Genomic DNA, 12937 nt, shown 5'->3' with positions numbered 1-12937 from the left:
AATTGGGGCTGCTAAAATTTTTACCGCAGGAATTTTCCCATTTACCTTTATTTTTTTTTTGCGACGGATTGGCAACCTACATTTGTCATGTAAATAAACAACACCATGCTAAAAGAATTTATTTTTAAAGAAACAAATATCATGAAACTCGTTGCAGTTTTCGGATTTGTACAAAAGAAAAGAAAACCCTCTTTTCGAAAATAACGTTGAGATTTTAGACTTTTTTATAATTGGAATGGAAAGATTCTCCAAAAACGATTGATCCATATTTTCCAACGAAAAACATCCTTTCCCCGGATGTTTTTTAGTTTTATTACAATTAGGATGGTTTTTGTGATAAATTTTTAAACTGTAACTTTTAAGAGTTATACTTCGTATTATTGTATAATAGTAGTAGTTATTTTGCGTTATTATAAATATCAAACTACTTGATTTGCGTTATTATAAATTCCCCTAATCTGTAAATACAACGCCAATGTTTAAAGAATTCATTTTTAAAGAAACCAATGTCGGGAAATTCCTGATGTTTTTGGGCCTCATCAAGACAGGTATTTAACTTCGGTTTATACCTGTTTTTTTATTGCGTTAAGGTGAACTTCCTTTCGCCACAATTACCAGTGTCTCCAATTTTTGTTGATTCTTCCGCTGCTTTAAGAAGAAAATTCTCAGGCTAAGATTATTTTGGTTTTATGAAGTATGTTAAAATACAATCATAGGCTTAAATTTAAAGCGCTAATATCCAGTTTCTTAAAAATTTAAAACATGTTAAAGGCATTGTTGCTCTCGTTCTTTTGATACGACAGCCATTTTTAAGCCGTTTTATTAAGGTAAACAATACCTAAAAATTTATTTATGAAAAAAGTAATGTATTCCATGGTAACGGCAGCAATGATGCTCGGCAACATGTCCTGCAGTTCTGACGATGACAGTGCTGCAACATCAACAACAGAAATTTCAAATACCGTAAGTTCCGGTGCTTGGCGTGTAACGTATTTTATGGATGATGACAATGATGAAACAAATCATTTTGCGGGTTATAATTTTACGTTTGGCTCAAACAACGTACTCACCGCAACGAATGGTACCAATACTTATACCGGCGTATGGATGGTAAGTACAGAAAATCCCGGCGATGACCACCCGAATCTTGAGGATATCGACTTTGATATTATTTTCAATTCGCCGGATAATTTTGTAGACCTGACAGAAGATTGGGAAATCCTGGAAAGGACTTCCACGAAAATAAGGATGAAGCATGTCAGCGGCGGCGATGGAAGCATTGATTACCTAACTTTTGAAAAAAACACTTAAAAAATAAACCGGCGTAACAGCCGGTTTTTTCGTAAAAAAGCCCTTAAAAAGGGCTTCTTAAATCAGCACAAAGTTTTCATAAGGTTTCATCGGTAGTATTTGTATCCGGTGCGTCATCTGATGAAACCGAATTGGACTGATCTTCATCCAAATCGATATTATCCCGCAAAATATAATCATCCTGGCTAAAAGCATCTGAATTGCGGCTGTTTTGATGGTGCGTCCTGAATTTATCCGACCGTTGCTCATCATTATCAAATTCAAGATAATCAGAATTGCTCGTATGGGATTTTTCATTTGTATAACTTACACCTGGCTGTTCCATAGCAAGGTATTTGTCGGGTGAGGTGTATTTGAAATCATCATTTTCATCGTATTGATGTGACTGATTTTTTTGTTTTCCGCTGTGATCATGTCGATCTTGATTGTCATTTGTTTCCATTTCAAAAAAGGATTAAATTATTAATGTTATTGCCAGCCAGCAAACTCTTGTTCGTAATCATCATATTATGAATGTAAAATTGTGTTTTCGCAAGGCGTATTTGCTTCCGCAAGTGTTTCTCATAGCCCGCTTCAGCTGGTGTTTTCACTGGATATTTTTTCTTCATGGCTTTGAAATTAAATATTAATTTTACCTTCAATGCCGCCATCGTCGGATTTGGCATCCTTCAATCCGGCTGCAGCTGTTGCCCATTTCAATAAAGCAATGAGTTTTCCGTCTTTCGTGTCCCAATAATACGCGTCCGAAGGGGTGACTTTAATAACCCTTACTTTCGGGTCATCCTTTCCTTCTTCGAACCATGCCTTGGCAATGGGTGTCCAGACTTCTTCAATGTGGGCTCGGTCGCTAAAAATCGTTGCCGTTCCGAAAACAGACAGATATTCATTATCAGCTGATTTGGAAAAGAACAATTGGACGCGGTTGTCTGCCAATATCTCAAAATTCTTATTGCTTTCCGAAGAACTCATAAACCACAGATTGCCGCTTTCATCTACTTCCAAAACGCTCATTGGCCTTGATTTTATAGGCAATTGGGTCAATTCTGTACAGAAAAGGCAGATTTTAATGTCTTCAGCAAGTTTTTTCAGTTTTGCAATGGCTTCCTGATTGTTCAGGTCTTTGTAATTTCCCATGATGTTGTATTTAAGGTTGATAATAGTTTTCAGATTTTATTTAAAATAGATTTCAGGTCGATGGCATCATCAAAAAAATTAGCCCACAAATCACCTTTTTCCTGAAGCCGTTTCGGAATAGTGTTGATATTGTAAGCTTTTAAATCCAATGAATCGTTGACTTCATCCCACTCCAGTGGCGTGCTCACGCCGGCACCTTCACGCGGGCGTAATGAGTAAACGCTAGCCATGGTTTTTCCGCGCCCGTTCTGCAGGAAATCCAGGTAAACTTTTCCTTTCCTTTTTGCAGGCATACGCTCCAGGCTGGTAATTTCCGGCAGGTCACGATGCACCATCTGGCTGACAAGGTGTGAAAATTGCCTTGTATGTTCATAAGTGTATTTCGGCAAAACGGGAATGAAAACATGCAGTCCGTTACCGCCCGAAGTCTTTATATACGCAGGAACTTTCAGCAAATCCAAAACTTCCTTTAACTTCGTCGCTGTGGCAATGATGTTTTTCATCGGAACGCCTTTCGGATCCAGGTCGAAAATGATATAGTCAGGATTGTTCAATGAACCCACACGACTGCTCCACGGATTCATTTCTATGCAGCCCCAATTCGCAAGGAAAAGCAGTGTTTCCTCGTCGTTGCAAATGAGCCATTCTATGCTTTCCCCGGCGCTGTCGGATTTTATTTTTCTAGTCTTGATCCATTTAGGGACTTTACCGGCAACGTCTTTCTGGAAAAACCCCTCACTTTTAATGCCATCGGGTGTACGGCGTAGTGATTGCGGGCGTTCTTTGAGGTAAGGTAGTATATATGCTGCAACTGATTTATAATAGTCAATTACATCGCCTTTCGTAATTTTTTCCTTTGGCCAGAAAACTTTATCGAGGTTACTGAATTCGATACGGCTTTTAGTCCTGTTCTTTTGTGGCTCTTTTACAGCAGTCAAAGTATCTGAACTCTTTTCAGCGACAACACCAGGTTTTTCAATGGTAATGTCTTTGGGATCTTTGTCTGAACGCAGTCCGAGGAATACAGGGTGGCGCATACTGCCGGTTTCGGTAAATTCAGAAAATTTGAGTTGGGCAATAAGTTTCGGGCTAACCCAATGCACGTTTTTTTCTTTAGGGATTGTTGTAAATGGAGATGCTTTACGCTCGATCCGGTCTAATTTTTTACGTAAATCTTCCAATATATGTTCTGTGAATCCGCTACCGACTTTACCTGAATAAATCAAATCTTTCCCGTCATAATAGCCGCACAACAAAGCGCCGATGCCTTTCCTGCCGCCTTGTGGTTCTGTAAAACCGCCGATAACCATTTCCTGTTGTTTGTCGGTCTTGATTTTAAGCCAGTCGCGTGAACGTTTGTCCGTTTGATATCTTGAATCGCTTTTTTTCGCGATGATTCCTTCGCCACCTTTCGCTGCAACTGCTTCAAAAGCCTTGATTCCAGTGCCTATTTGATGTTCAGAATAAATAATATTGGCAGCTTTTGGCAATACTGCTTTCAGTATTTTCTTGCGCAGTAAAAGTCCGAGGTTCCGTAAATCAAATCCCTGAAAATAAAGAATGTCGAATGCATAGAATTTCAATTTTCCTTTTCCGGGATGGTCTTCGTATTTCTGCAACCATTGGAAATGACTTTTGCCTTTCGAATCCTCTACGACGATTTCACCGTCGAGAATCATATCTTGTGGCGTGCCGTCAAAACTTTTCGCAATCTCCGGATATTTGCCATTGAATTTAATGCCATTCCGTGATATTATTGTGGCCTTCTTATTTTGGATTTGTATCAAGGCACGGTAACCATCAAATTTATTTTCAAAAATCCAATCCCCGTGGTCGAATGCCGCATCAGTGAGCGTAGCCAACTGCGGACGCCAGTTTTCAGGAAAATGCGTTATTTTTTTCGCATCTGCTAAATCATCACCTGAAAATGCACCATCCGACTTTGCAGCATGTGCCATTTTTTCTTCTTCCCTGCGCTCTGTTTTCTTTGTCGGGACAATTTTTTTTGTAGCCGATTTCCGGTTGCTTTCCCAAACATCGTTCCCTTTCGCAATAGCGTTAAAATCCCTTTTGGTTATAATGGAAAGTTCATTAAAGGCTTTTCCATCCGCGAATTCATCATTGCCTTTCATCAGCAACCATTGTTTATCGTCATCTTTTATGCTGAAAAGATGGTAGGAACCTTTGAGCTTACTGCCCTGCAGGACAATTTTTATAGAACCTTCTTTCAGTTGCTTTTTCATCAATGCATTGTCTTTCGAGGCATCATCGTTTCCTTCTGCATGGTATGTCCCGATATCCCAAACCATTACCGTGCCACCCCCATATTCCCCTTCCGGAATGATGCCTTCGAAATCAATATAATCCATCGGATGGTCCTCGACGTGCATCGCGAGGCGCTTTACATCATGGTCTGCGGAAGGTCCTTTTGGTACGGCCCAGCTTACCAGTACACCATCGATTTCGAGCCTGAAATCATAATGCAAATGTGATGCGGCATGTTTTTGCACAACAAATTGCAGGGCACCTTTTGAAGTTTTCCTGATTCCTTTTGGCTCTTTGGTCTTAGAGAAGTCCCGTTTCTGATTGTATTTTTCGAGTGGCATAACAATTAGTTTTTCATTGCTTCGAGACTGGCTTTGAGCTGTGACAATAAATCATCAGTGTCCGTTTTTTTGGCTTTGGTTTCGGGAGCTTCTTTTTTGGCTGATTTCTTTCCTTTGGGTTCGGCGAGTTTTTTCTTAATCATTTTCAAGAGCTCGTCTTTGTAAGTGTCTTTATATTTTTCAGGCTCAAATTTGTCGGTCATCTGATCGATAATCGTCATGGCCATGTCGAGTTCTTTTTTCTGGATTGAAATCTCTCCTGGGATTTTTGCTTCTGATGGATCGCGCAGATCCTGGTCGAAGCGTATCTGAATCAACAAAATCGCATCATCTTCCACTTTCAGGATGCCTAAATGCTCTGCGCTGCGTATGATGAATTTTGCCAGACCGACTTTACCCGATTTTTTTAGCGCTGCACGCAATAAGGCGTACGTTTTCATGGCTGATTTCTCAGGCTCTACGATGTAAGGCTTTTCGAGATATTGTGAAGGGATTTCATCTTCCAGTACGAATTCGAAAATGTCTATGGTTTGTGTTTTTTCGGGCATCGCTTTCGCAAAATCGGCTTTGTCCAGTACAACATAATCGCCATCGTCACGGCGGTAACCTTTTTCGATTTCGTCCCACGGCACTTCCTTCCCGTCTTTTTTGCAGACACGCACATATTCGATGGCACAATGGTCCTTTTTACGGATCATGTCCAGGTCAATGCGGTGGGTAACAGACCCGCTGTACAAACGAACCGGAATATTGACCAGGCCGAAGCTGATGCCGCCCTTCCATAAAGCCTTCATAAGCATGATTTTAGCGTCTCTTACAAAGTTTGCAATTATAGCAATGGAACTGCTTACGGAATTTTAAGGATAGATTACAATATTATCAAATGCCCAGGTACAAAGCGCTTACGCAGGGATATAGATATCGAAAGTCGTGCCATTATCGGGGATGCCCGTTGCGGTAATCGCGCCGTGATGGTTCAGCACAATCTTCTTGACAATGGCTAATCCGATGCCGGTCCCCGAGAACTCATTTTTAGCATGCAGGCGTTGAAATACTTCAAAAATGCGCTCGCCATATTGCGGATCGAAACCGATGCCATTGTCGGAGACGGAGATATGGCAATACGATTCATCCTGTCGTAACGAAGCGATTTTGGTTTGATTGCCGTGGATGATTTTACTTTTGATTGTAATTTCAGGACTGGTGCCAGGTTTGCTGAATTTTAGTGCATTTCCGATCAGGTTGTGCATCAGCTGGACAAACTGGAATGGCACGACGGATATGGTATCAAGATGGCCAATATGGATGATGGCTTTTTTCTCTTCTATAGTTTCCTTAAGCTCTTTCCCGACTTCATCAACGATTTTCCGGAGGTCGGTTCTAATGAATTTCAGATCCGAACTACTGGTTCTCGAATAGGCGAGGAGGTCAAGAATGAGCGTTTGCATACGGTTGGCTGCCAATTGCATACGATTGAAATAATCCTTGGCATTGTCCGATAAAGCCTCATATTCCTTTTCAATCAGGCGACTTGCGAATGTTTGTATCTTGCGCAACGGTTCCTGGAGATCATGGCTGGAAACATAAGCAAATGACTGCAATTCGGCATTCATCTTTTCCAAATCGTTGTTTTTCCGTTCCAGTTCGCGGGTTCGTTCCATGACCTTTTTCTCAAGCTCATTCACGAATTCCTGCTGCTCATGGATATCGGTGCTTGTACCCACCCACATCTGAATTTCTCCGGAAGGGTCACGTTGTGCAGTGGCACGGCAAAGATGCCAGCGGTAAATGCCATCGTAACGCCTGAAACGGTGCTGGAAGATGTAATCCTTTCCTGTGTTTATGGAATCCTGCCAGCTTTGGACCGTATGGGCTATTTCATCCGGATGCACGATATCGACCCAGCCGACTTCTTTCAAAGTCTTCGGACTTAAGCCTGAATATTCCTGTACGGATTTATTGAAATAAGTAATCTCGCCATGTTGGTTCGTAGTCCAGATATGCTGCGGCAGCGAATCGGCGAGCAGCCTGAATTTTGTTTCACTCTCCAGCAATTCCTGCTGCCAGAGTTTTTCTTCATTGATGTCGCGTAAGGTCCCCAGCATTTTTAAGGGCTTATTTTCCTCGTCAAAAAATACTTTGCCTTGTGTCCTGATCCAGATTGTCTGGCCAGTGGGTTTGATTACCCGCGCTTCATACTTATAGACACCGGTGTGCAGGGCTTCTGCGAAAGCTTTTTCGACAATTTCAGAACGGTCGTCGGGATGGATTTGCAGACGCATGTCGGCATGTGAAATTTTCCTGGTTTTGTCATGACCGAATATTTCTGCCAGCCTTTCAGAATGGATGATTTCCTTCGTGGATAAATCCAGGTCCCATGTAGACATTTCTGCCGCTTCGGTAGCCAATCGCAGCCTTTCTTCTGCATCCTCCAGTTTTTTGCGCGCCTCGACACGTTCGGTAACATCATTTACGGTAACCATAATGCCTGAAATACTGCCGTCAGCTTCATGCAAGGGGGCATATTGGTAATCGAGATAAAATTTACGCATGCCATCATCTCCCTGTACGAACGCGATCGATTCACTTTCTTTATGGATTTTGCCTGTAATGAGGACTTCCTCAAGCAAGGCAGGGTATTTTTGTTCATTCAGTTCAGGAAAGACATCAAGGATGCTCTTGCCGATGACATCTTCGCTGTTTTTACGCCAGATATTTTTGATCAGGATATCATTTGCAATTTCCACAATGTAATCTGGTCCCCTGAATATTGTCATGGCGATCGGCGATTGCATCACGAGGTTCCGGAATTGCTTCTCACTTTCCATCAGTGCGTGTTTCCCATAAACCGCTTCAGTCACCTCTGTAGCGACAACCATAATGCCTGAAATACTGTTGTCATCTTCCCGCAACGGATGGTATACAAGGTTGAAATAGCCGAGCTCTTCTTTACCATAACGATTTAACATCACCGAAAGTTCTGATGCATGGAAAGCTTCACCGGTTTCAAGGACATTTTTAAGCAGCGGCTCCACTACTGATTTTACACTGGGAAGGGAATCAAATAACGGCCTGCCCACAAATTCCGATAAAGTCCTGTCAACCAACTGCAGATAATTGTCATTTGCCATTTCAGGTATGAATTCAGGGCCGCGCAGTATAGTAATGCCTAACGGTGCCTGCTGCACGGTATTTCGGAAACGCTTGTCCGTAATTTCCAATTGACTTAATGCTGCCGTAAGTGATCGCTCCGTTTTTTTAAGATCAGCAATCAGATTTACTTTTTCGGTACTTTCCGTGCAGGTCACAAAAACACCGCCGACGTTCCCCGATTCGTCAATCACCGGACTGTAGCTGAACGTCCAGTATACATCTTCAATTTTTCCGTTTCTGAAGATGGGAATCAGCTGGTCTTCTGCCCAGGTCGCTTCATCGCCATTGATAACCTGGTCCATAAGGGGCTTGATGATATCCCATATTTCAGGCCAGGCAATTTCGCCTTTTTGTCCTAAAATATTAGGATGTTTGCCATTCTGACCCAAGCTTGGGCGATACGCATCATTATAAAAGCATACCAAATCCGGGCCCCAAAACAGGAACATCGGGAATTTGGATTTCAATAATAAGCCTAAGGTGGTGCGAAGGCTTTGCGGCCAGTTTTCTATTGCGCCGACGGCAGTGTTCTCCCAATCTTTTTCCCTGGTGAGCCTGGCCATTTCGCCATTGCCGGAAAGGAAACTGTAAGCATTTTTCGTAGTGTTTGTCATGGGCCTAGGCGTTCAGTACGAACGATGTTGATGTGGAAGTTTCAGGATCGGTGACAATATCAATTGCCAATCCTATTACAGATTTCAGGTCATTGAATGCATTGGGCTTCAGGAAATAATTTGTGGCACCCAGTTGGCGTAGCTTTTCCGCAACGGCAACATCATACGAGGTGGAAAAAACAACCACCGGCAAAGTTTTGAATCGTTCCTCGTTGCGAATATCCCGCACAGCATCGATGCCATCTTTGAGAGGCATATTCAGATCGGTGAATACCATTAAAGGCAGTTCGTCCATGCCGTTCAGGATTTCCATTAATTTGATGCCATTATCAGCTACTACAAGATGGACATTTTTGCCTAGTTCATGCAGCGCTTCTCCAAAAAGCAAGCGGTCATCACCATCATCTTCCGCAAGGATTATTCGTAAAGGTTTATCGCCCATTGATCCAATTTATGATTCTAATATACATTTAAATATGCGCATAAGCGAATAAAGTTAGCCATTATGACCTTCTTATTGCGCAAAACAAATGTTAAAAGAAAGTTATCAGCGTGCCCTTTTGCCTTTCATCAGCAGCTCGAGTGCCTCTGAAAATGACCCTGCGCGTACAATTTCGCCGGAATTGACAAAGTAAATCACATCCGCATCTTTGATGGTATTTAACCTATGGGCGATGATGATGCGCGTCGTCTTTTCAGGAAGCCCGCTCAGGATTTCCTGCAAAAGCTGCTCGGTCACGGTATCGATATTGGCGGTGGCTTCATCCAGGATCAGTACATCAGGATTGCGCAATACGGCACGTATAAAGGCAATCAGTTGTTTTTGACCAAGGCTGATGCTTTCACCGGATGAGGAAACCAAAGTCTCTAATCCGTTTTCAAAAATGGATGTCAGCTTCTGTAAATTGTTATCATGCATCACTTTTTCGAGTGCAGCATCAGTAAAATCCTTGTACTTTTCGTTACCATATAATATGTTTTCTTTCACAGTGCCCGAAAACAGGAAGGGATCCTGAAGTATAAAACCGATTTTTTCTGCCCGTTCTTCGGCAGTATACGTCTTTATGTTTTTTCCGTCCAAAAACACTTTTCCCTTCCGCGGATCATAAAGCCTTGCAATCAGGGAAGCCGTTGTCGATTTTCCGCCGCCTGTGGGGCCAACGAAGGCATAGGTTTTGCCCCGTTCGATTTGAAGCGAAACATCGTGCAGTATTTCCCGCCCTTCCTCATAACCGAAATGCACATTCCTGAATTCGATAAAGGCCGTAGGCTTTTCATCGGTTTCGGCATCGGGTTGTGTGTGCAAATCATTCTCCAGTGACAAAATCTGGTTTACACGGTCCCAGCCCGCCATAGCCACCTGAAAGCTCGTCCATAGCGTTGCCAATTGCCGCAAAGGGTTGTAAAAGTTCACCGCATAAGCGAGGTAACTCACCAGCAAACCGATGGTGAATTCATGGTTTGAAATCAGGTAGATGCCATAGGACAATACGATAAGCTGTGCCAGGCTTGAAAATAACGTAGACACCGGCAGGAACAAATTATTCGCCAGTCCTGCGCCTACTGCGGTGTTGTAATTTTCCTGACTCACATTCGCGAACCTTTTCCTGAAATAATCCCTGCGGTTGAAGGCAATAATGACACGGAAATTCGCCAGGCTTTCCTGGATTTCGCTGCTTAGTCCGCCGGTACTTTTCAGGTTTGCGGCATTTTTCCGTTTTACCCAGGGTGAAATCACCTGCGTGAAAAGCAAAATCAGCAATCCCGGTACGAGCGTCGCCGCACCAAGTTTCGGGTTGATGACCAGCAGGAATATCCCCGCGCCTGTCATCGTGGCGATGCTTCCGATGAACTGCATGAGTGATTGTGAGAAGAACGTATTGATCTTATCGGTATCATTATTGACGCGTGAGATCAGATCCCCGGCTTTATTCGAATTAAAGAAGGCCACGGGCAGCGATTGCAGTTTGTTGAAAATCGTATTGCGTAGCGTAAACAGCATCCGTTGCCCAACACCACCCATCAGTTTCGTCTGGAAATAACTGGTGAATAAACCGGTGAGGTACATGGCCAGCAAAATTGTCGAATAGACCAAAACGCCATGATATTCCTTATTTTGGATGTATACATCAATGGTGTGGCCGATGAGGTAAGGCCCGAGTAAGTTCAGTGTCGAATTCAGCAGGATCGCCATCATGGCAAGCAATAAGTTTTTACGTTCGTGCGCAATCAGCTTCAGCAGGCTCCGCAGTCCTGAAAAGGTGGAGGCTTTTTTACCGTCTCCCGAAAGTGCGTTCAGATTATATTTCATAATGGCTGGTGCTTTTTTGGGAATTTGATAATTGAACATATTCCGGGCTCGACTCCATCAGTTCGCTGTGGATGCCGGATGCGATGACTTCGCCCTGCATCATGAGGATAATCTGGTCGAAATTTTCGACGGCGGCGATTTTCTGCGTGACCGATATCAATGTCAGGTCAGGATAATTCCTGCTGATGTTTTCGAGGATTTTGGCTTCTGTCTGCGGGTCGACGCGCGCGGTAAAATCATCCAGTAATAATATGGAAGGGTTTACTGCCAATGCCCTTGCGAGCATGATGCGCTGTTTCTGCCCTCCGGAAAGGCTCGAACCCCTTTCGGAAACTACGGTGTTTAATTTCTGCGGAAGCGAATCAATGAAATCGCTTAGCTCGGCGGTTTGTATGGCTTTTGCCAAAGACCCGTCGGTAACGGCATCGCTGAACGCAATATTTTCGCGGATGCTCATGTTGAAGATGATGCTGTCCTGGAATACAAACCCGATCTGGCTGTGGAAAATATCACTTTTATAACCGTTTATCGGATGGCCATCAAACAAAACCGTTCCACTGTCTGCGGGAATCAGTCCGGTAAGCAGGTAGAGCAGTTGGGTTTTTCCGGCAGCTGTCGGGCCGATGATGGCCGTTTTCGAACCAGGCTTTATCGATAAGGAAATGTCTTTCAATACCGGAACCTGTGCATAAGATACGTTCACATCTGACAGCACAATGGCGCCGCTTAAATCATTGGATAGGAAGCCTGTTTCAGCGACTTCGGGGGTCTCGATGATATTCGAAATCCGGGCATAGGAAGCCGTAGCCTGCGCAATGACGTTGCTCATAAAACCGATGACAAGTATCGGAAAAATCAACATCGCAAGATAACTGTTGAATGCTGCAAAATCCCCGATGCTCATGCTTCCGGTGATGACGAAATGCCCTCCTAAAGCTAAAATGGAAAGCCCGGCCATGTTTGCCGTAAAGGTAATCACTGGAATCAGCCCGGCGAAAAGCCCTAAAATGGAAAGCCCGAAATCACGCGCTTTGGTATTGAGTTCAAGGAATTTCCGGTATTCGGGAATCTGCGAATTGACCACACGGATGATGGCCGATCCGAGAACACTTTCGCTGATGACCTTATTGAGCCGGTCCGTTACGGCGCGGCTTTGTATAAACAAGGCGCGTACCTTTCGCAACACCATAAAAAAAGTAATCCCTATTATCGGGATGATGGCAATGACGCAAAGTGCCAGTTTCCAGTTGATGCTGAATAACAGGATACTCGCGCCAATGATCACAAACAACGACGACACGACGGCCACGATGGCCTGGGAAACGAACATCTTGATCGAATCGACATCGGCGGTGAGGTTTGTGAGCAGTTTTGACGGGTTGGCATCTTCAATCCAGGCATAGCTTTGCCGCGAAATGGTGTCGGAAAGACGGTTGCGCAGGTCGCGTGCCACTTTTTCTGAAGCGTAGGTCTGGATAATGCTCTGGAGGTAACCGAAAATAAATATGGCCACGACGGCAATCGTAAATTCGATGATGATCGGGCGGAAAGCAAAGTGCCCTTTTTCAAACGAGTCAATGCTTTTGGAAATGATTTTCGGCAGCCACAGGTTGATGGCGTTGCTAAATAAAGTAAAAATCAACAGCAGGGCCAACATCCCTTTATAAGGTGTCAGCAGCTGCATGATTCCTGGTTTTTTTTGGTCTTTCACGGCAAGTTTTTAAGCAGCACTAAAATACGTAAAATAGGCATCCAAAACCTGTAACCTAATCCAAAAATTATATAAGCCTAAACTGCGGCGATGGCGA

General features: G+C 43.4%; 9 protein-coding genes. 1 reads left to right on the top strand and 8 read right to left on the bottom strand.

Annotation, left to right across the window (positions count from 1 at the left end; translation table 11 throughout):
• Nucleotides 1–852 precede the first annotated feature (852 nt).
• Nucleotides 853–1311: a hypothetical protein gene (locus tag HYN49_RS01085; protein WP_245892233.1), complete on the top strand. Its 459-nt coding sequence runs from the start codon at nt 853–855 to the stop codon at nt 1309–1311.
• Between the two features lie 76 nt (nt 1312–1387).
• On the opposite strand, the gene HYN49_RS01080 is transcribed toward HYN49_RS01085, so the two are convergent.
• From HYN49_RS01080 to HYN49_RS01040, 8 genes are all read right to left on the bottom strand, one after another.
• The gene (locus HYN49_RS01080; RefSeq protein WP_108902393.1) at nt 1388–1753 is read right to left on the bottom strand and encodes a hypothetical protein; all 366 of its coding nucleotides are present in this window, start codon (nt 1751–1753) and stop codon (nt 1388–1390) included.
• 176 nt (nt 1754–1929) lie between these two features.
• Nucleotides 1930–2445: a pyridoxamine 5'-phosphate oxidase family protein gene (locus HYN49_RS01070; RefSeq protein ID WP_108902391.1), complete on the bottom strand. Its 516-nt coding sequence runs from the start codon at nt 2443–2445 to the stop codon at nt 1930–1932.
• Nucleotides 2446–2474: 29 nt separating this feature from the next.
• Nucleotides 2475–5051, bottom strand: a complete 2577-nt coding sequence (gene ligD / locus HYN49_RS01065; protein WP_108902390.1) for a DNA ligase D — start codon at nt 5049–5051, stop codon at nt 2475–2477.
• A 5-nt stretch (nt 5052–5056) separates the two neighbouring features.
• Nucleotides 5057–5845, bottom strand: a complete 789-nt coding sequence (gene ku / locus HYN49_RS01060) for a non-homologous end joining protein Ku (RefSeq protein WP_108904902.1) — start codon at nt 5843–5845, stop codon at nt 5057–5059.
• A 108-nt stretch (nt 5846–5953) separates the two neighbouring features.
• Nucleotides 5954–8818, bottom strand: a complete 2865-nt coding sequence (locus HYN49_RS01055) for a PAS domain-containing protein (protein WP_108902389.1) — start codon at nt 8816–8818, stop codon at nt 5954–5956.
• A 4-nt stretch (nt 8819–8822) separates the two neighbouring features.
• Entirely contained in the window at nt 8823–9260 is a 438-nt protein-coding gene (locus HYN49_RS01050; protein ID WP_108902388.1) for a response regulator, read from the bottom strand.
• A gap of 105 nt (nt 9261–9365) precedes the next feature.
• A complete protein-coding gene (locus tag HYN49_RS01045) occupies nt 9366–11129 on the bottom strand; it encodes an ABC transporter ATP-binding protein (protein WP_108902387.1) in 1764 nt (587 codons plus the stop codon).
• Entirely contained in the window at nt 11119–12840 is a 1722-nt protein-coding gene (locus tag HYN49_RS01040; RefSeq protein WP_219928757.1) for an ABC transporter ATP-binding protein, read from the bottom strand. Before HYN49_RS01040 ends, HYN49_RS01045 begins: the two co-directional genes overlap by 11 nt.
• Nucleotides 12841–12937: the final 97 nt, after the last annotated feature.

The organism is Flavobacterium pallidum, from assembly GCF_003097535.1.
Lineage (GTDB): Bacteria > Bacteroidota > Bacteroidia > Flavobacteriales > Flavobacteriaceae > Flavobacterium > Flavobacterium pallidum.
The sequence above is the reverse complement of the archived record's forward strand: the minus strand, read 5'-3'. Positions and strand labels throughout refer to the sequence as shown.

Bases quoted from the DNA above. Each gene is read 5' to 3' on its own strand.
- HYN49_RS01050 (WP_108902388.1), bottom strand. From the start codon at position 9,260: ATGGGCGATAAACCTTTACGAATAATCCTTGCGGAAGATGATGGTGAT.
- HYN49_RS01080 (WP_108902393.1), bottom strand. From the start codon at position 1,753: ATGGAAACAAATGACAATCAAGATCGACATGATCACAGCGGAAAACAA.
- HYN49_RS01070 (WP_108902391.1), bottom strand. From the start codon at position 2,445: ATGGGAAATTACAAAGACCTGAACAATCAGGAAGCCATTGCAAAACTG.
- ku (WP_108904902.1), bottom strand. From the start codon at position 5,845: ATGAAGGCTTTATGGAAGGGCGGCATCAGCTTCGGCCTGGTCAATATT.
- HYN49_RS01085 (WP_245892233.1), top strand. From the start codon at position 853: ATGAAAAAAGTAATGTATTCCATGGTAACGGCAGCAATGATGCTCGGC.
- HYN49_RS01045 (WP_108902387.1), bottom strand. From the start codon at position 11,129: ATGAAATATAATCTGAACGCACTTTCGGGAGACGGTAAAAAAGCCTCC.
- HYN49_RS01055 (WP_108902389.1), bottom strand. From the start codon at position 8,818: ATGACAAACACTACGAAAAATGCTTACAGTTTCCTTTCCGGCAATGGC.
- ligD (WP_108902390.1), bottom strand. From the start codon at position 5,051: ATGCCACTCGAAAAATACAATCAGAAACGGGACTTCTCTAAGACCAAA.